This is a genomic window from Streptomyces meridianus (genome assembly GCF_023703325.1).
In the GTDB taxonomy this organism is placed as follows: domain Bacteria; phylum Actinomycetota; class Actinomycetes; order Streptomycetales; family Streptomycetaceae; genus Streptomyces; species Streptomyces meridianus.
On sequence record NZ_JAMQGM010000043.1, the window covers coordinates 22800 to 45267 of the forward strand.

Below are 22468 nucleotides of genomic sequence, written 5' to 3' on the forward strand. Positions count from 1 at the left end.
GGACTCGAGCCGGAGGTGCGGAAATGGTCGCACGCACCGAAGCGGATGCCGCCGATCCGGCAGGGGTCGGCGCACGCGTGTCGGCACCGCTGCCGAGGCCGCGCCGGAACACCCGACGCCTCAGCCGGCCAGTGGCAATTCGAACCACACCACCTTGCCGGAACGAACGGACCGCGCGCCCCACCCCCGGGCGATGCCGTCGACCACCGCCAGCCCGCGCCCCTTTTCGTCCAGTTCTGTCACATGCGCCCGGTGCGGAAGGCGTTCGTCGTCGTCCGAGACCTCGACCACCAGCGTCTCTCCCTTGGCCATCTGGATCTCGATGTCCCCGCGGGCGTGCCGGACCGCGTTCGTGACCAGTTCGCTCATCAGCAGCTGGGCCGTGTCCATCAGGGCTTCCAGACCCCAGTCACGCATCGCCCGTCCGACCAGCTCTCGTGCGCGGGGCGCGGATCCGGGGACGGGAGGCACGGTCCAGCGGGCGGATCGGTGATCGGGCACGGCCGGCGCCCGGGCCATCAGCACCGCGAGATCGTCATCGTTGATGCCGTTCTCGAGGGCGGCGACCGTGTCGTCGCACACCTGCTGCACCGAGAGGCCGGAAGGCACCGGCGCCGCGAGGGCCGCTCGCAACGCCTCGATGCCGACGTCGATGTCCCGGCTTCGGCGCTCCACCAGTCCGTCGGTGTAGAGCACGAGGATGCTGTCCTCGGGCAGCTCCAGATCCACGACGGTGAACTCCGGTCCGCCGAGCCCCGTGCCGAGGGGCATCCCGGGATCCACCCGGGCCACCTCCGTGGTCCGGTCGGAGTACCGCAGGACCGGCGGAGGGTGACCCGCATTCGCGATGCTGCACCGGCGGGTCACGGTGTTGTACACGGCGTATACACAGGTCGCGTGGTCCATCGCCGGGTTGTTCTCGACGATGCCGTCCAGCCGGACGAAGAGGTCCACCGGATCCAGGTCGAGTTCGGCCAGCGTGTGCATCGCCGTGCGCAACTGACCCATACCGGCCGCGGCATGGATGTCGTGGCCCATCATGTCGCCGACGACCAGGGCGACCCGGTGGCCGGAGAGCGGAATCACGTCGAACCAGTCCCCGCCCACTCTGGCCGAACTGCCGGTGGACCAGTAGTGGTAGGCGATGTCGAGTCCCGGCCGCCCGGCAACGTCCTTCGCGTCCGGAAGCATGTTGCGCTGGAGTGCGATCGCGACCCGTCGCTCTTCGTCGTACAGGCGCGCGTTGTCGAGACTGATGGCGGTCCGGGTCGCCAGTTCCTCGGCGACCTTGACGTCGTCCGCGTCGAGCGGCTCCCGTTCGGTGGAACGGGCGAACGCGACGAAGCCGAGACACCGCCCGCGGGCTTTCAGCGGAGCCAGGATCAGGGAACCCGGGCCACGGGCCGGGGACAGACCGACTGTCCCGTCGTCGGGGGCGAGTTCCGCCAAGGTCCGGGAGGTCAGAACCCGGCTTCGCCAGGCACGCCCCGTGCACACGACCTCGTGCACCGGCGATCCGACGGGGTGCATCCGCTCCCTGCCGGAGACCGTGAAGAGCAGTCGGGCTACGGGGTCGTCCAGCACGCTCCGCGCCGCGATGCGCAACGTCGGCACCGGTTCGCCGGCGGGACGATGGCGCCCGCTCTCGAGGAATTCCCGGCGGAGTTCCACGATCGCCGCGTCGGCGAACTCCGGGACGGCGAAATCGGTCAGCTCGCGTGCCGTCTCGGCCATGCCCAGGCTGGTTCCCACCTCGGTTCCGGCCTGGTTGACCAGAGAGAGGCGCTGGCGCACGGCCGAGGCGTCCAGCAGGGCGGTCTCCCGCTCCGTCACGTCGAAGATCATCCCGCCCAGGCCCAGCACCTGGTTCTCATTCCCCGTCAGACGGAAGAAGGAGACGGACCAGACCCTGTCGCGGTCCGGCCGCCCCTCGGTGCGGCAGGCGATCAGGAGGTTGCGCAGCGACTCGCCCGTCTCCAGCACCCTTCGCAACCGCTTCTCGTACTCCCCGCCGTCGGCGGCGCGCACCAGCTCCCCCACGCGGCGGCCGAGGTGATCCGGGGCGGGCACGCCGTTGAAATCGGCCAGCGTGTCGTTGACCAGCACGTAGCGCAGGTCGTTGTCCAGTACCCCCAGGCCGAGCGGCGATTTGCGCATCAGGGCGTCCACGAAGGCGGTCCGCACCTCGTTCGAGGAAAGCTCCTCCACGTCGGCCACCTGGCACAGCAGGGCGGGTCTCCCGGTGATCTCGCTCAGCGGCGAACAGGTCACCAGCACATCGCGTCGCGTGCCGTCACCGAGTGTCGCAGGCAGCACCGTCGTGTGGATCTCGCCTGCTGCAGCCCTGACCGACGCGTCGGCGAGCACCTCGTGGGCATCCTCGCCGAAGAGGAGCCCACAGTGCTGCCCCAGCACCTCTTCGGCCGAGCGACCGAACCACGCGGCGGCGTCGGTACCCCACGACGTGATGCGCGCACCGCCGTCGACGACGAAAGAGGCCATCGGAACATTTCCGCATTCCATGGACGAATTGCTTGTCGTTCCGAGTGTATGGGCCGATCAACGCTCACGCCCGACGACGTCACCGGCGCTGCGCCGGCCTGGTCACCGGGCCCGTGGGGCCCGTTTCACGATCGAGCCGGAGCGGCGCACCGGGATGAGCTGCGCCGGAGTGGAGACCCCACGTCACACGCTGCTCAGCGGCCCGCCGATCGCCGCCGGCACCGTCGGGGGCCCTACCGGCCGACATGACGACGGACACAGCGACGAAATGCGGGTCGCTCGGCCGTGCCCCTGCCGGACCACCGGCAGGGGCACGGCTTGGATGCCCTACCTCGGGCCGCGTTCGCCTGCGGAACCTGACACCTTCGCGATCCACTCCTCCACGTCGTGGCTACTGCGCGGCATCGCAGCGGACAGGTTTTCGCACCCGTCCTCCGTCACCAGCACGTCGTCCTCGATGCGCACCCCGATGCCGCGGAATTCCTCCGGTGCCAGCAGGTCGTCCGCCTTGAAGTACAGGCCCGGCTCGACCGTGAGGACCATGCCCGGCCTCAGCTCGCCGTCCATGTAGTCCTCGCGCAGCAGCAGCTGGCAGTCGTGCACGTCCATGCCCAGGTGATGGGAGGTCCCGTGGACCATCCAGCGGCGGTGCCAGCCCCCGTGCTCCGGGTCGAGGGTCTGCTCGAGCGTGACTCCCTCGGGCAGCAGTCCCCACTCGTGCAGGCGACGTGCGATGACCTGGTTCGCGGCGGCGTGGACGTCGCTGAACTTGTTGCCCGGCTTCACCGCGGACATGCCGGCCTGCTGTGCCTCGTGGACCGCATCGTAGATCTTGCGCTGCACGTCGGTGAAACGGCCGTTCACTGGAAGGGTGCGGGTGATGTCGGCGGTGAAGAGGGAGTCGACCTCGATCCCGGCATCGACCAGGATCAGGTCTCCCTCACGGACCTCACCGTTGTTCTTCGTCCAGTGGATGGTGTTGGCGTGGTCCCCGGACGCGCAGATCGACTCGTACCCGACCCCATTGCCCTCGTGCCGGGCATACAGGCCGAAGATCCCCTCGACCCAGCGCTCACCGCGCCCCTTGCGCACGGCTTCCGGCAGGGTGGCGATGATCGCCTCGAATCCCTCGTGGGTGGCGGCGATCGCCTTGCGCATCTCGCCGACCTCCCACTCGTCCTTGACGATCCGCATTCCGGACAGGTGGCGGGCCAACTCCTCGTCGGCCTCCTCCTGCTGTTCGCCGGACAGGGGCGTTCCCGCCTGGGTACGGGTGGTGTCGACGAGCTCGGCGAGCTGCGGGTCGGCCGATCGGACCACGCGCAGCCGGGCAGCAGCGTCGTCCTTGGCCAGGTCGTCGGCGAGCGAGTCGATGTGACGGGCGGTGAGGCCGAGTTGCGACTCGACGTCAGCGATGGTCGGGCGGGAGCCGACCCAGAACTCCCCGTACCGGGAGTCGGTGTAGAACTCCTCGGTGTCCCGCGGGGCCGGCGGACGGAAGTACAGGACGGCATGGTGTCCGCCCTCGGGGCGGGGATCCAGTACCAGGACGCTGTCGGGCTCGGCCTGTGCGCCGAGCCCGGACAGGTGGGCGAAAGCGGTGTGCGGCCGGAAGGTGTAGTCGCTGTCGTTGCTGCGCACCTTCAGGCCCCCGCCGGGGATGACGAGCCGATCGCCGGGGAACCGCTGGGACACGGCCGCACGTCGGCGGGCCGCATGGTCGGCGACCTCGGCTCGGGGCGTGGGCGAACGGTCGTCGGTTGCCCATCCGGAGGCCATGAACTCGCGGAACTCGGTATTGCTGGGAGTGCCGCGGTGGCCGGCCTTGGGTTGATTCTCGCTCGTCATGCCGGACATTCTGTCAGACCGACCGACCGTTCGGCCCTTTATTGATCGAACTGGCGAACCACTGAGGACCGTTGCATCGGGCCGGCCGTCGGGAACGACGGCTGCCCTCCCGGGTCGTCGGTCCCCGGCAGGTCGGCCTCCTCGCGGCAGCGGACCATGAACGACCGCTCGAAGACGATGACGGTCTCTCCCGTCGACTTCGAGCCCGTCGTCTCCACCGTGATGATCCCCTGCCCCGGCCGGGACCGGGAGAGCCGCTTGTCGAGGATCCGGCTCGTCGCGTAGAGGGTGTCCCCGACGAAGACGGGGCTCTTCAGACGGACCTTGTCCCACCCCAGGTTGGCCACCGCCCGCGCCGACAGCGCCTGTACGGTCATCCCGCCGATCAGGCAGAGCGTGATGCCGCTGTTGACCAGGACCTTTCCGTACTCGGCGCCGGCACCGTAGTGCTGGTCGAAGTGGAGCGGGTGCTGGTTCATCGTCAGCAGGGTCAGCCAGGTGTTGTCGGCCTCGGAGATGGTGCGGCCCGGCCAGTGCCGGATCACCATGCCGGGCTCGAAGTCCTCGTAGTCCCCGCCGTGTTCCTCGACGTAGTCGTTGTCCTTGACGTGACGCAGGGTCATGCGGTTTCACTCCGGTGATGTCGCTGAAAGGAGATCGGCGCGGACGGCACGCCGGGACGAAGGGCAGGGCATGAGGCGGGCCGGGCTTCGGCTGCCGTCAGATCACCACCATCACGTTGTCGGAGCTGCTCGTACCTGCCCGGACACTGACGATGCCGGCGGAACCGTCGCCGTGGAACCGGCAGAACAACCCGGCCGGGCGACCGCCGAACACCAGGAGTCCCAGCACCGGGGCGACATCGGCGTCGTGCGGCTCGTCGGAGCCGTCGGCGATCAGCGCGACCCGGCAGGTCTGCGGCTGCACGAACTCCTGCACCACGCTGGTGCCGCCGTCGACGGCGTCGCCGACGGCGGACTCCCACCCGGCCTGGTCGACCTCACGGCCGATGACCACCTGTTTCCCGCTCTCCCCCAAGCCGGCTTTGAGCACCAGCAGTTCCCGGTTCTCCAGCACGAACCGGAGCAGGTCGACCTGCCGGCCCCCGCGGTCGGTCTTCCGCTCCGAGAGGACCCGCGTCCACGGCAGGTACCGCTCGACCAGCCGCCGGTCGCCCTCGGTCATCCAGGGCCGCCCCTCCGACAGCAGGCCCATGGTGAGCTTGCTGTGCAGGAAGGTCGACGTCTGGGTGCCCACCAGCAGGCAGCCGTTGTCCAGGGCGTCCTGGACCGGCGTGGTGTCGAGACCCGCCTCGAGCCAGTCCGGAATGGTGAAGTTCCGCAGCCCGATCGGATGACGCAGATGCGGGGCGCAGTCCCACGCCTCGGACAGCTCCTCCGGCTCGAAGAACCGGGCGGTCAGGCCGTGGCTGTTGCAGTGGTCGGCCTCCATCTCGAAGTACCGCCTCTCCACGCCGGTCACCCGGGCGCTGCCGACGACGGCCACGCGCGGTGCCAGCGCCAGCTCCGCACTGAGCGACCGGAACATCTCGGCGCGTACGGCGAACGGGTTCGGGGAACGGAACGGGGTCCGGCCCCACTCGTCGGCGTGGAGCCTGCGCCACACCGCCAGACGGCTCTGCGTCTCCACGACGCCACCGAGCGCACCGCTGACGTTGAATTCCAGGAACTGCGGCCCGTTCGGCCCGATGACAAGATCCGGGCGGACCACACAGTCGGCGTACCGCTCCTCCATGAACGGGTCGCGCATCCACAGCCGGTCCTCGGTGACAGGCATGTCGTAGGCCGCCAGCCTGTCGGCGGTGGTGGGTCCGGTCTCCAGGGCCGTACGGCGCAACAGTTCGACCAGGGCGGTGCTCACCCGGAAGATCTCGGCGTAGGCCGCACGCGGGATCGCCATCGGTGCCGCGGGAAGGAGCTGCTGATACGGCCAGCCGGTGTCCCGGAGCTCGTGCCGCAGCAGGTGCCGGATCGTGTCCGCCGGGGCGGCGGGCCGCAGCCGGTGACGTCCGAACCACGGGTGCCCGTGTCCCGTACCGAGGTCCTCATACGTGTCCATCCGGCGTTCCCTCCCTTGCCGTTGCCGGCGGAACGGCGGACGGGGTGCCCGTTCCCCCCTCGGCCGCGCGGCGCAGCTCGAACAGCGCCACCGCGGCGGCGGTGTCCTCGATGGCCATCCCGACCGTACGCAGGACCGACGTCCGGCCGGCGACGCCGACCTCGCCGCTCACCAGCCTGCCCAGCTCGTACAGGTCCTCGGCCCGGATCGAGCCGGAGGCCAGTGCGGCCCGGATCTCACCCGCACCGTCCATCGCCGCGGCCCGGTCCTCGACGATGTTCACGGCATCGTTCAGAAGCGCCGGGTCGAGCTCGACGGCGCCCGGGTGGGTTCCACCGATCACGTTCACATGTGCCCCGGCGGCCACCCAGCCCGCCTCCACCACGGGTGTGCTGTCGCCGGTCGAGGTGGCCGTGCAGATGATCGGCGCGTCGGCGACGGCATCCCTCGCCGTGTCGCAGACCGTCGCGCGGATGGAGCGGGGTGCGGTCTCCCGGATCCAGTCGGCGAGCTTCTCGGCGCCGGCGCGCGTGCGCGAGTGGATCCGCACCATGCGGATCGGGCGTACCGCCGCCGTCGCCCGGATCAGGGCACGCGCCTGCGTCCCCGCGCCGATCACCGCCATGTCGTCCGTGTCGTCAGGAGTGCACCAGCGGGTCGCCAGAGCGGCGACCGCGCCGGTGCGGACGGCGGTGAGCTCGGCGCCGTCCAGCAGGGCGGTGATCTGCCCCGTCTCCAGGTCGGTGAGCGCGACGATCCCGTGGATCAGCGGCAGCCCGCGTGCCGGGTTGTCCGGGGTGAGCGTGGTGACTTTGACGCTGCCCACCCCGCGCTGCTCCCAGACGGCAGGGCTGACCAGGAGGACGCGCCGGTCGCCGTGGTCGACGACGGTACGGGCCGGGGACCGGGTCCGACCGGCGGCCAGGTCCGCGAACATCTCGCCGAGCACGTCGATCACGCGGGTCATCCGCCGGCTACCGGACATGTCGGCGGCGTGGATCATCACGGATGCGATCATGCGATCGCACCTTCGCCGCCGAACCGGCTCGTCCAGGCGTCCTCGCGCGCCACCGTGCTGCGGGCCAGCCGGGCGAACGGCGGGCCGACCATGTTGCCGTCCAGGACGGCGATCCCACCGTTGGCCGCTGTGACGGCCTCCGCCACCCGGCGTGCCAGTCCCAGCTCATCGGGGCGGGGCCGCAGGAGGCGGTTGATCACGTCGAGTTCGCCCGGGTGCACCGTCGCCTTGCCGTGGAAGCCGAGTGCCCGCACCCGAGTGGTCTCCTCGGTGAGGACCGCCGGCTCGGCGAGCCGGAAGTTGGCCGTATCGATGCAGGCCGTGCCGTGCCGGGCGCAGGCCATCGCCATCGCCTGCCGGGCGGCCTGCATGGCTTCCCAGGTGATCTCGACGCCGAGTGCGGCGGCCAGATCGGCCGAGCCGAGCACCAGGCCGTCGGCGGAGCGCGCGATGGCGTCGATGCCGGTGACCGCCTCGACCGTCTCCACCGTCACGTAGATCTCCGGATGCGCTCCCCCTGACGCCAGGATCCGGCGCAGCAGGTCCACCTCGGCCGCCGAGGTCACCATCGTCATCATGACGATGCCGGGCTTCACCGGACTGTCGGTCAGCATCAGCACGTCGTGCACCGCCGCGAGGCTGCCGAGCTCGTTCATGCGCACGGCGACGTTCGCCGCCCGAGCCGACTTCTCCAGCGCGTCCCGGCAGACGATGCGGGCGGCCGGCTTGTCGGCGGGCGGCACGGAGTCCTCGAGATCGATCAGATGGACATCCGCGTCGTACGACCAGGCCTTCACCACCCGTTCCAGCGACAGGGCCGGTGTGTACAGGATGCTGCGCGGGATCGCCCGCACCACGCCGGTCACCGGGCCCCCGCCCCGGACAGCGCGGACGCCGGGCGCGCCCCGGCCTCGACCAGCGCGGAGCAGAGCCGCTTCAGCTGCTCCCCGGTCTGGCCGGCCCGCAGCATCACGCGCAGTCCGGCGGTGCCGCGGGCGACGATCGGGAAGAACACGGGCGAGGTGTAGAACCCGGCCGCGAAGACCTGCTTGGCGGCGTCGACAACCGTCTCGTCGCTCATCGGCACCACCCGGATCGGGTATGTGCTGCCGGACTGCTCGGTCGCGACCAGCGAGTCGAACAGCTCGATGTTGGAGCGCAGGCGGCCCTGCAGCCGGGTGAGTTCCTCGGTGCGATGGATCTCGGCCGAGGCGAGAGCCGCACCGACCGCGGCGGCGTTCATCTTCTGCGAGTAGCCCAGCGGGCCCGCGAATCGTTCGACGAGCCGCCGCGTGTCCTCTGCGTACCCGTCGAGCAGGATCGCCGTACCGCCGGCGCCGAAGCCCTTGCTCAAGGTCGCCACGGTGATGGTCCGTTCGTCCAGCACCGGAGCGTGCGAGCGTACGTAGCCGATGCCGCGCTCACCGTACGCGGACAGGGAGTGCGAGTCGTCGTAGAAGACCAGGAGGTTGTACTTCTCCTGCAGTTCGGCCAACTCGTCGACGGGCGCGTAGCCGCCGAGACTGTCAGAGCCGTCCACCACGTAGCAGACACGCTCGTAGGTGCGGCACATGTCCTTGAGGAAGTCGAGGTCGTGGTGGCGGCAGGTCACGACCTCGGTCTCGTCGGCGCAGCTCGGCTTGGCATTGGCCAGCGAGACGTGGGCGTTCTTGTCGAAGACCATCAGCGGCCGGGTGCCGTTGCCGAGGTGCCCCGACGCGATCAGCGGCAGCAGGCCGGTGCTGGCCGCCGCGGTGGAGATCGCGCTGATCACCATCGCGTCGAACAGCTCGCCCAGCGACTCCTCCAGCTCCAGCAGTACCGGTGTCTGGACGCGGGTGCGCGGGATGCAGTGGTCCAGTACACCGAAGCGGCGCAGTGAGTCGACCGCACCGTCGATGACCTTGGGGTGGGTGTCCAGGTCCAGGTAGGAACAGACCGTGAAGTTGACGAATTCGTGCCCGTCGGGCATGTGGAACACACCGTCCTCGAGGTCGCCGACGATGCCGGCGACCCCGTGCTCACAGGACTTGTTCCAGAACGCGTTTCCGATCCCGATGAGCTTGTCGTTGTTGCGGTACCGGTGGGTCGGAGTGATGGTCTTGCGCTCGCTCATCAGGAGTTCACCTCGGTGGGCCGGTAGCTGTAGACGCCCTTGAATCTCCGGTAGGCGTAGGTGTACAGCGCAACGCCGAGCACGTGTGGCCTGTGGAGGATCTTCTTGGACTTGAGCCAGAAGTTGACGTTGATGTTCATCTCGTCCAGCGACTCGGCCTGGTGCCACCAGCCGAGCGGCAGGTAGAGCATGTGACCCGGTTCGAGGACGAAATCACGGCGCCGGGCGAGCTTGTCCGCCAGCCTCGGGAAGCGTTTCAGGTCGACATCGTCGAGGTCGACCACCTGGGACTTGTCCCCCAGCCCACGCAGTACCGACCTCGGGTAGTAGTCCCGCACACCGGGTGGGGCGATGATGAACCTCTTGCGGCCCTCGAGCGCGATGTTGAAGTTCTCGAACTCGTCGAAGTGGTTCTTGGTGAACACGCCGCGGTGGCTGATCCACAGGTTGGCCGCGTACAAGGAGTTGCCGTAGCCGAAGAGCTCCTGGGCGTCGAAGCCGATGACGGCGTTCACGTCGGCCGGACTGCTGCGGATGTTGGACACCACGCGGTGCCAGGTGTCCGCGCTGGTCAGGTGCCGCTCGTCCGCGAAGAACTCGCGGAGCTTGATGTCCCGTGTCTCCCAGCGACCCGGGTGGTTCTTGTCTCCCGGCTCGGTGAACAGGGTGACGTTCATCTCGGCCAGGCGCGCCACCACTTCGTCCCGGCCGAGTCCCTGCACGCTGCTGGGCAGCTCGATCACCACGGGTCGGTCGGCCTTGTAGAGCCCCTGGGGGCCGACGGCCATGAATGCGTCGAACGACATGCGGGTGACCTCCACACCCGCCGTCCCGTTCGACTCGGGCACAGCGTCCGCAACTGCCATGTCGTTGGTCCTCCTTCCTGAAAGGCCGGTCACATGCCCCGTCAGCCGTCGGTTTTGCTGCCGCTCAGCTCCGCCACCACGTCCACGATCAGGTCCTCCTGGCCGGCAATGGCCTGTCGCCGGCCGAGTTCGAAGAAGACGTCACGTGGGTCCACTGCGGCGGCCGCGGAGAGTTCGACGACCCGGTGCTTGAATCCGGAGAACACTCCTGCCAGGCCGCTGACGATGCTCATCGACGCCGTCACCGGTGGCGCGGGCATGAGTTCGCGCTCGGCGAGATCGGCGGCGTCCAGCAGTGCGTACAGGTCGATGCCGGTGGCGAAGCCGCTCCGCTCGAGCACCGGTACCAGCACCTCGAGCTGGGTGTTGCCCGCCCCGGCCCCGAAGCCACGGGCGCAGCCGTCGATGATCAGGGCGCCGGCATCGGCTGCGGCCACCGAGTTGGCGACAGCCATGCCGAGGTTGTTGTGTCCGTGGAAGATCACCGGGGTGGTCTCGACCGCCTCGACGATCGCGCTGATCCGCGCGGTGACGTCCGGAGGGAGGAAGTGACCCGCGGAGTCCATGATTCCCACGGCCTGCGCCCCGTATCCGACGGCCTGCGCGGCCTGCTCGGCCAGCTCCTCCGGGGAGGCCATGTGACTCATCATCAGGACGCAGTGCGCTTCGGCGCCCGCGTCCCGCAGGAAGCCCAAATGACGCTCGGCGAGTGACGTCTCGGTGGCGTGTACGCCGATGCGGAAGACGTCGATTCCGTGCGCGATCGCCCGCCGGAGGTCGTCGGAGGTACCCCAGCCGGGCAGCATGAAGGTACCCATCCGGCTGTGGCGCAGCGCCTCCCGGACGGTCGACAGCATCTCGTCGTCACTCGCTGCGGCCGGCCCGACCTGCAGCGAGGAGGCGCCCAGACCGTTGCCGTGGCCCACTTCCACCACGGGAATCCGTGCCGCGTCCGCCGCTTCCGCGTACCGGCGCAGCGCGGTCAATCCGAGCTGGTGCCGGACCGCGTGCTGGCCGTCCCGCAACGTCGGGTCGTGAATCACCACGGGCTTCATGAGGTCACCCCTGTCCGGGACGCCCGGTCCGGCCGGGCCGCGTACTGCTCGGCGACCATGACGGCAGCGGAGTTGATGATGTCGAGGTTTCCGGCGTACGGCGGCAGGACGTCGCTGTGCGCCGTGACCTGGAGGGTGATCGTCACCAGGTCGTCGACCGCGGTGCAGGCGACGGCCTCGAACCCGGGGGCGAAGGACCGCACCTCCTCGGCCGCCCGGTCGACCACCGCGCGCACTGCCGCCAGGTCGGCACCGGCCATGCGGGCATGGACGGCCGTCCGGAAGGTCGCCGGCGGCACCGCCGGACTGATGTTGAGGATCGCCTTCACGTCGGTCACGCCGGAGAAGGTCGACACGGCGTGACCGGTGGTCGCCACGTACTCGTCGAGGTTCAGCCTGGTCGCGCGACCCGCGACGTCACTGGCCACGGTCGAGACGACCTCGAGGTACGTCACCGGGAAGCGGGCCGCGAGCGCGTGCACGACCGGGACTGACGCCTGGCCACCGCAGCTGATCAGGTTCACGTTGCGCCCGGTTGCCGCCGACGTTCCGGTCACCGTGGGCGCCACCATCTGCCCGACCTTGCTGGGCGTCAGGTCGATCACCAGCGTCCCCAGCGGCTCCAGCAGCGGCCAGTGGTCCAGGTGGGCCGCGGCGCTGGTGGCGTCGAAGACGACGTCGAACGGGCGCGCGGCCGCCAGTACGGCCTCGATGCCGTCGGCAGTGGTGGCGTAGCCGAGGCTCTCGGCGTACCGCAGGCCCGCCGACCCCGGATTGCGGCCGGCCACCAGCCGGCAGTCCAGCGCAGGTGACCGGTCGATCTTGCTGACCAGATCACGGCCGATCGCCCCGGTGCCGATGACGGCGACCGTCACCGGTTCGACGACGTCCGGGTGGGTTTCCGTCAAACCGGCCATGACAGTCAACGCATGCCTCCGTGCGGCATGAGGTGGCCGGTCTGCGGATCACATGAGAGGCAACGGCGGGGGCCGGGCGTACGTCTCGCCGCATCCTGTTCGCAGGTTCCCATGAACGTTTTCCTCACCCTTCGACGTGCGCGCGGCTGCTTGGCAGCAGCCCTGACTGCAGGCACCCAGGTGCCTCACCGGGATGTCCGTCCGTTCCAGGCCGTGGACCGACGCGACCGGTCACGATGCCTCTGGTGCAAGCGTCGGCTTTCCCGGCACTGCCGGCGGGATGCCGAGAGGCGAAACGTGAGGAAGCCGACGTGGGGTCGCGCGACTGGGGGACCGAGAGGTCCAAGACCACTCGGCCGCGGCTCGTCCCGCCCCCAACGGGCGGCCCGTGCACGAACCGAGGTCTTGATGAGTATGTGAAAACCCCGTTGACCGGCATGCCCTCCCATGCATGCACCCTGCCAACCACCCTTTTCGGCGCCCGGCGGCGGTGAACATATCAGAAGACCACAGGACACAACCCCCCTCATTCGCACGGAGATTGGTCTCCCACCAACGGCGCTCGGCCGGTTTGCGACGAGCCATTCGAGCGGCAGGCGCGCTGCCTCGCGACGAACCCGATCCTTCACTCGACGCCGTCGCGGACTCCGGCTATTGTCGGCAATCCCGTGCGCCCGACCGGTACTTGCGGCGGCGAGCGACGACGGGACGGCATTCGGAGGGGGAGACCATGGACTGTCGGCTGCGCTGCCACGCGGCATCATGAACGCGTCGACGACCGACACGTCCACCTCGCAACGGCCGCGCCTGGGAAGCGACTTCCCCCGGCTGTGGTGGTCCGCCGCCGTGTCCTCGCTCGGCGACGGGGTCACGATCGCCGCGGCCCCCCTGCTGGCCAGCCGGCTGACCGACGACCCCCGCCTGATCGGCGCGGCCTCGGTCGCCTTCACCGCGCCGTTCATCCTGTTCGGCATCCCGGCAGGGCTGCTGGTCGACCGTCTCGACATCCGGGCGATGATGGTGCGCGTCGACATCGCCCGGGCCGTCCTGCTCACGGTGCTGACCCTCGGGATCCTCGGCGGCTGGGGCGGGCTGCCGCTGCTCTACGTGTGCATGTTCCTGCTCGGCGTCGGCGAGGTTCTCTGCCGCAACGCCGCCCAGGTCCTCGTCCCCTTCATCACCCCGCAGGCCGGGCTCTCCACCGCCAACGCCCGGATCATGGCCGCGCAGGAGGCCGGCGCCGGCTTCGTCGGCCCGCTCGTCGGCGCGCTGCTCTTCGGTGTGGCGATGGCTCTGCCCTTCGGCGTGGACGCGACCACGTTCCTGTGCTCCGCCGTACTGGTCAGCCGCATCCGCGGCACCCGGCCGATCGAGCCCCGGCCCGACAGCGCCGGCGTGCTGTCGGAGATGCTGGCCGGTGCCAAGTGGCTGTACTCGCATCACCTGCTGCGCAGCCTCGCCCTGGTGTCCTGTCTGATCAACCTGGCCGGGAGCGCGATGCTCGCCGTGCTGGTGGTGCACAGCGGGAAGGTACTCCATCTGGGCCCGTTCGGGTACGGCGTCCTCCTGGCCTGCCAAGCCGTGGGGGCCGTCATCGCCTCACGCCTGGCCCCCGCCCTCACGGAACGCCTCGGCCGGGAAGCAGCGCTGGTCGCCACCGCCGCCCTGATCGCCACGAGTGAGACGGTGCTGGCCACCATGGCGTCGGCGTATGCGGCCGGGGTGGCTCTCGCGATCTTCGCGTGCGGAACGGTGACGTGGAACGTCGTCGTGGTCGTCCTGCGACAGACCCTGGTGCCGCAGCACTTGCTCGGACGGGCCAACAGCGTGTACCGGCTCGTTGCCTGGGGCGGGCTGCCCGTCGGTGCGGCGGCCGGCGGCATCGTCGCCGCCGAGGTCGGCACCCGCGCCGTGTTCGGTATCGGCGCAGTCGTCATGGCGGTCGTCGCGATGGCGCTCCTCGTGGGAGCCCGCCGCCAATGGATCACCCGCGCCGCGCAGAGCACCGAACAGGTTCCGCAACCGACGGACACGGACTGAGCGGACAGCCGGCCGGCGCGCGGCGCCGTGGTAGGCCGGCGCCGTACCCGACACGCGGTCCGCTTCGGAAAGGACATGCAGTGACGACCACCATCCTGCCCCGACCGCCCAGGTCGCGGTTGGGGCACGCGTACGGGGAGCAACTCGCGCAACATGCGCCGGCGGGCCACCCCACGGCCGCCGCCCGGGAGTCGGCCGCGCTCACCCTGGCCTACCGGGACCGGTTCCTGAACGGCCCCGCCTTTCTCAGCCAGGCCGAGCGCCGCACCGTCGTGGAAGACCTCCACACGGCCTACGAGCTGCTGCGCTCGCTGCCGGAACGGGTGTTCGGCGGCAACGTCACCGAACTGGCCGCGGCAGTCGGCATGGATCCCCTGCAATCAGCGCTGATCACACGTAGCGCCCGGACCGGGTCGCTCCTTCCGCTGGGGCGGGCCGACCTCTATCACGACGGTGCGGGGTTCAGACTTCTCGAATTCAACATCACCAGCGCCCTCGGCGGCTTCGAGAACGCAGACATCAACCGGGCGATGCTGGCCTATCCACCACTCGAGGAGTTCGTCCGGCGGCACGGCCTCCGCTACCGGGACACGCTGGGTTGCATGGTGCGGACCATGTACGCCGAGTGTGCCGCGACCATCCCCACCCATCGGACACCCGTCGTCGCCGTCGTCGACACGGTGGAGAACTTCGCCGTCGTAGGGCCCCGACTGCAGGTGTTCGCTGCGAAACTGGCCGACCACGGCATTGAGGGGATCGCCTGCGACCTCGGCCGGCTCACGTACCCGAAGGGCCGTCCGACGGTCTCGGGCCGGGCCGTCGACGTCGTCTTCCGGTACTTCCTGGCCGAGGACCTCACCGACCCCGCCTCGGCGGCCCAGCTGGAACCCTTGCTGCTCGCGGCCGAGCAGGGCAAAGTGGGCCTGTTCAGCGGGCTGGACGCCGAACTGTACGGCAACAAGGGCACCCTGGCGATGCTCTCGGACGAGCAGCACCGTGACCTGTTCGACGCTGCCGAACTGGCATGCATCAACCGGCTCCTGCCGTGGACGCGGTACGTTCGCCCACGCACCACGGACCCCGGCGGAGACCGGGTCGGCATGCTCGCCTACGCCCTGGCCCACCAGCACGAGCTGATCCTCAAGCCGACTCTGCTGCACGGGGGCAACGGAATCACCGCCGGCTGGCAGGTGGACACGGCGGAGTGGGAGAACAAGATCACCTCGGCGATGAACGGCCCTTTCGTGCTCCAGCGCCGTGTACGTCCCGCCGCCGAGCCGTTTCCCGACCATGCCGGCGGTCTGCAGGGACTCTTCCTCAACTGGGGCATCTACCTGGGCGCACGCAGTGCCGGCGACGACGGGTACGCGGGCGGCTTCGTACGAGGCAGCACAGATCCGGCCGTGGGGGTGGTCAGCATGGGCAGCGGCGCTGCGGTCGGTTGTGTCTTCCACGGGGGCGACTGCTGATGTCACGCACCCGGACATGACCGTGCGGTCGCCGGTCACGCCGCCCGATTGCCGCGCTCGCGACCGCTACCCGAGAAACGACAGCCGCACCTGACGGTTGGCATTGTCCCTGTTGGTGTCCACGAGGCACACGGACTGCCAGGTGCCGAGTTCCAGCCGGCCGCTGATCACGGGGAGGGTCGCGTGCGGGGGGACGATGGCCGGCAGCACGTGGTCCCGGCCGTGCCCTGCACTGCCGTGGCGGTGCCGCCAGCGATCGTCCGCGGGCAGCAGCGTCTGCAACGCGTCGAGAAGGTCATCGTCGCTGCCGGCTCCGGTCTCGATGATCGCGATTCCGGCCGTGGCGTGCGGGACGAAGACGTTCAGCAGGCCGTCACGGCCATCGGCGACCTCACGGAGGAAAGCGACGCAGGAACCGGTCAGGTCGTGCACCGTCTCGGATGCGCCGGTCGCGATGTCGAGGGTCCGGGTGGCGAAGGCGTCGGGCATGCCTCCAGTCTGACGTACGAGCGCACCCCGGTGTACAGGCGCGGTACGTGTGTCCGTGGTTCGCGCTGCACCCGCCGCCGGTGGCCGGTCGGCCGTGGCCCCGTGGCGACGCGCCCGCTGGCGGGCTTCGGGGACGTCGCCACGTCCGCCCTCACCGCTCCAAGGGCTTCTTCGCGGTCTCCGGAAGCGTCAGGTACACGCAGAAGGAGACCAGGCACAGCGCCGCCACGTACCAGGGGAACAGGTCCGGATGCCCCGCCTGCTTGAACCACGTTCCGACGTACGGGGCAGTGCCGCCGAACAGCGCCACCGTCAGCGAGTAGGGGAAGCCGATGCCGGCGGCACGCACCCGGGCCGGGAAGATCTCCGCATTGATCGCAGCGGCCACCGAGGTGTATCCCGTCAGCAGCACCATGCCGGCGCACTGCACGAGGAGCAGCGACCAGAACGCGTCGGTCACCAACTGCAGCATGGGCACGGCAAGGAGGGCGAAGCCCAGGGCGAATCCGATCAGCATCGGCTTGCGGCCGATCCGGTCGGAGAGCATCCCGCCCAGCGGCTGGAGCAGGGCGAAGAAGGCGAGGGATATCGTCCCGACCGTGAGCGCCTGGCCCTTGTCGAAGCCCGCGTTGACCGTGGCGTAGGTGGGCAGGTACGCGGTCCAGGTGTAATAGGCAATGGTGCCGCCGGTGGTGATCCCACAGATCAGCAGCGACTGGCGGGGGTGGCGGCGCAGCGCGTCGAAGATGCCCGGGCGGGCGGCCTCCTGCTGCTCGCGGCTGCGTGTCTCCTGGGCTCCGCGGCGGATCCAGAAGCCGGCCAGGCTGAGCAACGCGCCGACGAGGAAGGGGATGCGCCACCCCCAGCTGCTCATCTGACCGGTGGTCAGGGATGCGGCGAGCAGTGCGGCGAGACCGGAGGCGATGAGCTGTCCGACCGTGGTCGAGACGTACTGGAAGCTGGAGAACAGGCCACGGCGGCCTTCGCCCGCGGACTCGACGAGAAAAGTGGTGGAGGCGGCGAACTCACCGCCGACGGACAGGCCTTGGACGAGTCGGGCGACCACCAGCACGACGGGGGCCAGGATTCCCGCCGTGGCGTAGGTGGGGGTCACGGCGACGAGCAGGCTTCCGCCGCCCATCAGCAGGATCGTCACGGTCAGTGCCGCGCGCCGGCCGTGACGGTCGGCGACCGCGCCCATCAGCAGTCCGCCGACAGGACGCATGAAGAAGCCCACGGCGAAGACGGCGAAGGTGGACAGCAGCGGCACGAGGGAGCTACCGGCGCCCTCGGGGAAGATCTGGTCGGCGAAGTAGACGGCGAGGAAGGAATAGGCGTACCAGTCATACCATTCGACGGCGTTGCCGACCGATGCGGCAGAGAGCTGGCGGCCCTGGGATGCGGTGGGCCCGGGTCCGGCGGAACTGCCCGCGGGCCGGGGTTCGGTGTTCGTCATGTCCCTTGGGCTCCCCCGGGAACCTGGGCCGCACACGCGTCCGAGACGAACCGTTGCGGGGGGAGGCGTCAGCCCCGGAGATGCTTCCCGTCACCCATCACCACGACCGGTTTCGCAGCGGGTTCGAGAGTGCGCAGCAGGTACGTCATGGCCGGCTTCGACAGGCTCACGCAACCGGACGTGCCGCTGCCGTGGTCGAGGTGGAGCCAGATGCTTCCGCCCCTCTCCTGGCCCTGGGGCCGGGCCGGGTCGGCGGGTGAGCGCCCGGTGACGCGGTTGTAGTCGATGGCGATGACGTAGTCGAAGTCGTGCCAGTGCGTCCGGGGCCAGGACCGGGGAGCGGCGAAACCGCCCGATCGGTGGTACGGCAGACCCGTGCCGGACGGGGGCGCGAGGACGCCGCCCGCGTCGGAGAGACCGAACACACCCACCGGACTGCGTTTGTCGCCCTCCCGGTGACGCGTGGTCCAGCCCCGCTTGCCGTTGTGCGCCGCCCAGGTGCGCGTACGGTCCCAGGTGTCGCCGTGCCGGGTGTAGAGGGAGACCCGGGAATCCGCGGAGTTCACGCCCTCGCCGTGCACGGTGACGACCTGGCGCGACGTCTCCGGGATGTGAGCGAGGAGGCCGGCCCTCACCCCGGGGATCCTCTTCAGGTCCGTGCCGGGGGCGGGTGTCCGGGTGGTGTGCACCCCGCTGCCGTCACGCCCGGCCGAACTCCTGTTCCCGGAACCGTCCGCGAGGCCGCAGCCCGTGAGGAGTGCCATCCCGGCGGTGACGACAACGGCTGTCCGCACGAAACCCGGTGTTCCCATGCCTGCCATCTTCGCACCGGCCGGTCGTCGGTCCCACAGTGCCCGGACTCCTTTCCGGACCGTTCCCGCCGGAGTCCCACGCCCGGCACCCGAAAAACCGGTTGAACCGGCTGTGCCCGCAGGGCGAACCTTTCACCTCAATCCCGAGACCCCCTGTGGGACATCATGCGCATCAGCGATCTCCCTTTCCCCGATCCCGGTGTCCCGGACGTCCGCTCGGGCCCGCGGTTCCTGTGGTGGCTGGGCAGACACCAGTGGGCCGGACAGCTCAAGTCCCTGTTGTGGGGGACGGCGTACATGTCCGGTGTCGCGCTCGTTCCGTTCGTGGTCGGCCTGGCGGTGCAGGGCGTCGCAGAACGCTCCGCCGGCCGACTGGCCCTGGCAGGAGTGTTTTTGGCCGGTGCGGCTGCCGCCATCGCCGTCGGTGACACCATGCTGCACCGCACGTCCGTCACGAACTGGATCACCGCTGCCGCCCGGGTGCAGCAGCTGCTGGCGCGCAAGAGCGCCGAACTGGGCTCCACGCTGACCCGCCAGGTTGCGGCCGGTGAGATCACCGCGGTCTCGACAGGCGATGTGGAGAAGATCGGCTGGTTCGTGGAGGCCCTGTCCCGGTTCACCGCTGCGGTGCTCGTCACCCTTGCGGTGTGCACGGGCCTGGTCGTGTACCAGCCCGCGCTCGGGACGATGGTCGCCGTCGGGGTCCCGGTCATGGCCGTGGTCGTCCTGCCGCTGTTGCCGCCTGCCACCCGACGGGCCGACGAGCAGCGCGAGAAGGCCGGCCGGGCGACGGAGCTGGCCTCGGACACGGTGGCGGGCCTGCGGGTCCTGCGCGGGATCGGCGGCGAGGAACTGTTCCTGGCCCGGTACCGGGCGGCGTCGCAGGAGGTGCGCCGGGCCGCGGTGCGCAGCGCCCGGATGTGGGCGCTGATCAAGGCCGTCCAGGTGGCCGTGCCGGGGCTGCTGCTGATCGTGATCGTCCTCCACGGCGTGGGGCTGGCCCGCGCGGGGCGCATCACGGTCGGCGACCTCGTGACGGTGTACGGCGCGGTGGCATTCCTGCTGATGCCGTTGCGGCACTTCTCTGAGATCGCGATGGCGTACTCGTTCTCCCGCCCGTCGGCGAAGCGTGCGGCGCGTGTGCTCGCGCTCGAGCGCGTGGCACGCGGCCCGAGGCAGTGCACGGGTCGGGTGCCGGCGGGCGACCTCGAGGACCCCGTGACCGGGCTGCGAGCCGCGTCCGGGCGTCTGACCGCGGTGGTGTGCGGCGACCCCGATGCGGCCGGGCGGCTGGCCGGACGGCTCGGCGGCCACGCCTCCCGCCGGGCGGACGAGTCGGCCGAACCCTCGGTGCTGTTGGGCGGGGTGGCGCTGGACACGCTGCCACTGGATGCGGCGCGTGCCGCGGTCCTCGTCCAGGACAAGGACCCGGTGCTGCTGTCGGGGACGCTCGCGGAACTCCTCGACGTACCCTCCTCCGGTGCGGTCGGCGCGGAGGACGCCCTGGCCGCCGCACGGTGCGGCGACGTGCTGGAGTCGCTGGCCCAGGCGTCCGCGGAGGCATCCGGCGACCCCATGCGGACGTGGATCACCGAGCGGGGCCGTTCCCTGTCGGGTGGCCAGCGGCAGCGCCTGGCACTGGCGCGTTCCCTCGTCACCGATCCGGAGGTTCTGGTCCTGGACGAGCCGACGTCCGCCGTCGACTCGCACACCGAGGCCGCCATCGCGGAGGGCCTGCGCACGCTCCGGACCGGGCGCACCACCGTGGTGTTCACTTCGAGCCCGCTGCTCCTGGACCGGTCCGACCACGTGGTGTTCGTGCCCGCGGGCAGGGTCGCGGCGACCGGGACGCACCGCGAGCTGATGCAGGGTCATCCCGCCTACCGTGCCGTCGTCGCCCGGGAGACGGAAGCGGAATCGAAGCCTTCGCACAGCGCCATCCCGTCGGCGGCGGTCGCAGGCGCGGCACAGGACGGGGAGGCGTCATGACCGGAACCGGCAGGACGATCGGGGTCGCCCCTCCGGCGTACGATCCTGCTTCCCCCACGACGGCCTCGACGCTTCCGGTGGGCACACCGGCGACCGTGCGGAGGTACGTACGCCACCTCCTGGAGCGCAACCGGCGGGCCTTCGCGCTTCTCGTCGGCGTGAACGTCGTCGCGATCGTCGCCTCCATGGCCGGTCCCTACCTGCTGGGCGGCCTGGTGGAGTCGCTGACCGAGGGCGCCGCGGACCTCCATCCGGAACGGACGGCCGCGCTGTTCGTCGCCGCCCTGTGCGTCCACACCCTCTTCGAGCGCCTGGTGCACCTGCGCGGCGCGATGCTCGGCGAGGAGATGCTGGCCGATCTGCGCGAGGACTTCCTGGTCCGCGCGGTCGATCTGCCCCCGGGCGTGCTCGAGCGTGCCGGCACGGGAGATCTGCTGTCCCGGATCACCACCGATGTCGACCGTCTAGCGGAAGCCATGCGCCAGGCCGTACCTCAACTGGCCATCGGAGTGGTGTGGGCCGTCCTGCTCCTCGGCGGGCTGGCAGTCACGGCACCGCCGCTGCTGGTGGCGGTTCTGGCGGCGCTGCCGGTGCTGGTGGCCGCCTGCCGGTGGTACTACCGGCGGGCACCGGGCGGCTACCGGGCGGAGGCCGCCGGATATGCGGCGGTCGCGGCTGCCCTGGCCGAGACCGTGGACGCGGGCCGGACCGTCGAAGCGCACCGCCTGGGGCCGTGGCGGGTCGCCCTGTCCGAACAGCGGATCCGCGAGTGGACCGCGTGGGAGCGCTACACGCTCTGGCTGCGCTCGGTGCTGTTCCCCGCGGTCAACGTCTCCAACATGCTCGTGCTCGGCGGGGTGCTCATGGTCGGCGGGGTGTGCGTGCTGCAGGGCTGGATGACGGTCGGCGAGCTGACGACGGGGGCGCTGCTGTCGCAGATGCTGTTCGAGCCGGTCGGCCTGATTCTGCGCTGGTACGACGAGCTCCAGGTGGCGCAGGTCTCGCTCGCGCGTCTGGTGGGGGTGCACGAGGTCCCCACCGACGGCGCCGACGACAGCGTGCACCCCGACGGGCGGGACATGCGGGCAGGGGATGTCCGCTTCGGCTACCGGCACAACAGCGACGTCCTGCACGGGGTGTCACTGGACGTACGGCCCGGTACCCGGCTGGCGCTGGTCGGCCCGTCCGGTGCGGGGAAGTCGACGCTCGGACGGCTGCTCGCCGGGATCTACGCGCCCCGCACCGGGGAGGTCACGCTCGGCGGAGCGCATCTGTCGCGGATGCCTGCGGAGCGGGTGCGCGAGCACGTCGCTCTGGTGAACCAGGAGCATCACGTGTTCGTGGGCACGCTGCGCGACAACCTGCTGCTGGCGCGGCCGGCGGCGGACGACACCCGGCTGTGGAGTGCGCTGAGCGCGGTGGATGCGGCGGGCTGGGCCGAGGGGCTCACCGACGGTCTCGACACCGAGGTCGGATCCGGGGCCCACGCGCTGACACCGGCCCAGGCACAGCAGGTGGCCCTGGCCCGCCTGGTACTGGCCGATCCGCACACCCTGGTCCTGGACGAGGCCACCTCACTGCTGGATCCGAGGGCGGCACGCCACCTCGAGCGCTCGCTGGCCCGGGTCCTGGACGGACGGACCGTGGTGGCGATCGCGCACCGGCTGAACACGGCGCACGACGCGGACCTCATCGCCGTGGTGGAGGACGGCCGGATCAGCGAGCTGGGCAGCCACCACGAACTCGTCGCCGCGGACGGTGCCTATGCGGCGCTCTGGCGTTCCTGGCACGGCTGACCGGTCGTCCGGTCGG

Annotated in this window: 17 protein-coding genes; 4 read left to right on the forward strand and 13 right to left on the reverse strand. The window is 70.4% G+C overall.

Features of this window, described 5'->3' with window-relative positions:
• Positions 1–120 precede the first annotated feature (120 nt).
• The 10 genes from M1E25_RS19690 to M1E25_RS19735 form a co-directional block, all read right to left on the reverse strand.
• A complete protein-coding gene (locus M1E25_RS19690; RefSeq protein WP_251417479.1) occupies positions 121–2502 on the reverse strand; it encodes a SpoIIE family protein phosphatase in 2382 nt (793 codons plus the stop codon).
• Between the two features lie 327 nt (positions 2503–2829).
• Positions 2830–4350 (reverse strand): aminopeptidase P family protein, encoded by a 1521-nt coding sequence (locus tag M1E25_RS19695; RefSeq protein ID WP_251417481.1) that lies wholly within the window; start codon positions 4348–4350, stop codon positions 2830–2832.
• Between the two features lie 38 nt (positions 4351–4388).
• Complete coding sequence (locus tag M1E25_RS19700; protein WP_251417483.1) at positions 4389–4973, reverse strand: MaoC family dehydratase; 585 nt, start codon at positions 4971–4973, stop codon at positions 4389–4391.
• Between the two features lie 97 nt (positions 4974–5070).
• On the reverse strand, positions 5071–6429 hold the full coding sequence (locus M1E25_RS19705; protein ID WP_251417485.1) for a hypothetical protein: 1359 nt from the start codon (positions 6427–6429) through the stop codon (positions 5071–5073).
• Positions 6416–7447 (reverse strand): ornithine cyclodeaminase family protein, encoded by a 1032-nt coding sequence (locus M1E25_RS19710; RefSeq protein WP_251417487.1) that lies wholly within the window; start codon positions 7445–7447, stop codon positions 6416–6418. Before M1E25_RS19710 ends, M1E25_RS19705 begins: the two co-directional genes overlap by 14 nt.
• A complete protein-coding gene (locus tag M1E25_RS19715) occupies positions 7444–8313 on the reverse strand; it encodes an HpcH/HpaI aldolase/citrate lyase family protein (protein ID WP_251417489.1) in 870 nt (289 codons plus the stop codon). The genes M1E25_RS19710 and M1E25_RS19715 overlap by 4 nt, the downstream gene beginning before the upstream one ends.
• A complete protein-coding gene (locus M1E25_RS19720; RefSeq protein ID WP_251417491.1) occupies positions 8310–9563 on the reverse strand; it encodes an 8-amino-7-oxononanoate synthase family protein in 1254 nt (417 codons plus the stop codon). The genes M1E25_RS19715 and M1E25_RS19720 overlap by 4 nt, the downstream gene beginning before the upstream one ends.
• On the reverse strand, positions 9563–10429 hold the full coding sequence (locus tag M1E25_RS19725; RefSeq protein WP_251417493.1) for a cupin-like domain-containing protein: 867 nt from the start codon (positions 10427–10429) through the stop codon (positions 9563–9565). The genes M1E25_RS19720 and M1E25_RS19725 overlap by 1 nt, the downstream gene beginning before the upstream one ends.
• Positions 10430–10470: 41 nt before the next feature.
• A complete protein-coding gene (gene dmpG / locus M1E25_RS19730) occupies positions 10471–11484 on the reverse strand; it encodes a 4-hydroxy-2-oxovalerate aldolase (protein WP_251417495.1) in 1014 nt (337 codons plus the stop codon).
• Positions 11481–12410 carry an acetaldehyde dehydrogenase (acetylating) gene (locus M1E25_RS19735; RefSeq protein WP_251417497.1) on the reverse strand — a complete coding sequence of 310 codons (930 nt, stop codon included), beginning with the start codon at positions 12408–12410 and terminating at the stop codon, positions 11481–11483. Before M1E25_RS19735 ends, dmpG begins: the two co-directional genes overlap by 4 nt.
• A gap of 753 nt (positions 12411–13163) precedes the next feature.
• Between M1E25_RS19735 and M1E25_RS19740 the strand changes: the two genes are divergently transcribed.
• Entirely contained in the window at positions 13164–14441 is a 1278-nt protein-coding gene (locus M1E25_RS19740; RefSeq protein WP_251417499.1) for an MFS transporter, read from the forward strand.
• A gap of 80 nt (positions 14442–14521) precedes the next feature.
• Positions 14522–15910 (forward strand): hypothetical protein, encoded by a 1389-nt coding sequence (locus M1E25_RS19745; RefSeq protein WP_251417501.1) that lies wholly within the window; start codon positions 14522–14524, stop codon positions 15908–15910.
• 66 nt (positions 15911–15976) lie between these two features.
• On the opposite strand, the gene M1E25_RS19750 is transcribed toward M1E25_RS19745, so the two are convergent.
• The 3 genes from M1E25_RS19750 to M1E25_RS19760 form a co-directional block, all read right to left on the reverse strand.
• A complete protein-coding gene (locus M1E25_RS19750; protein WP_251417504.1) occupies positions 15977–16399 on the reverse strand; it encodes a secondary thiamine-phosphate synthase enzyme YjbQ in 423 nt (140 codons plus the stop codon).
• Positions 16400–16550: 151 nt separating this feature from the next.
• Entirely contained in the window at positions 16551–17855 is a 1305-nt protein-coding gene (locus M1E25_RS19755) for an MFS transporter (RefSeq protein ID WP_251417506.1), read from the reverse strand.
• Between the two features lie 68 nt (positions 17856–17923).
• Positions 17924–18676 (reverse strand): L,D-transpeptidase family protein, encoded by a 753-nt coding sequence (locus tag M1E25_RS19760; RefSeq protein WP_372501155.1) that lies wholly within the window; start codon positions 18674–18676, stop codon positions 17924–17926.
• A gap of 156 nt (positions 18677–18832) precedes the next feature.
• Between M1E25_RS19760 and M1E25_RS19765 the strand changes: the two genes are divergently transcribed.
• Complete coding sequence (locus tag M1E25_RS19765) at positions 18833–20656, forward strand: ABC transporter transmembrane domain-containing protein (RefSeq protein ID WP_251417510.1); 1824 nt, start codon at positions 18833–18835, stop codon at positions 20654–20656.
• Complete coding sequence (locus tag M1E25_RS19770; RefSeq protein ID WP_251417512.1) at positions 20653–22452, forward strand: ABC transporter ATP-binding protein; 1800 nt, start codon at positions 20653–20655, stop codon at positions 22450–22452. Before M1E25_RS19765 ends, M1E25_RS19770 begins: the two co-directional genes overlap by 4 nt.
• Positions 22453–22468: the final 16 nt, after the last annotated feature.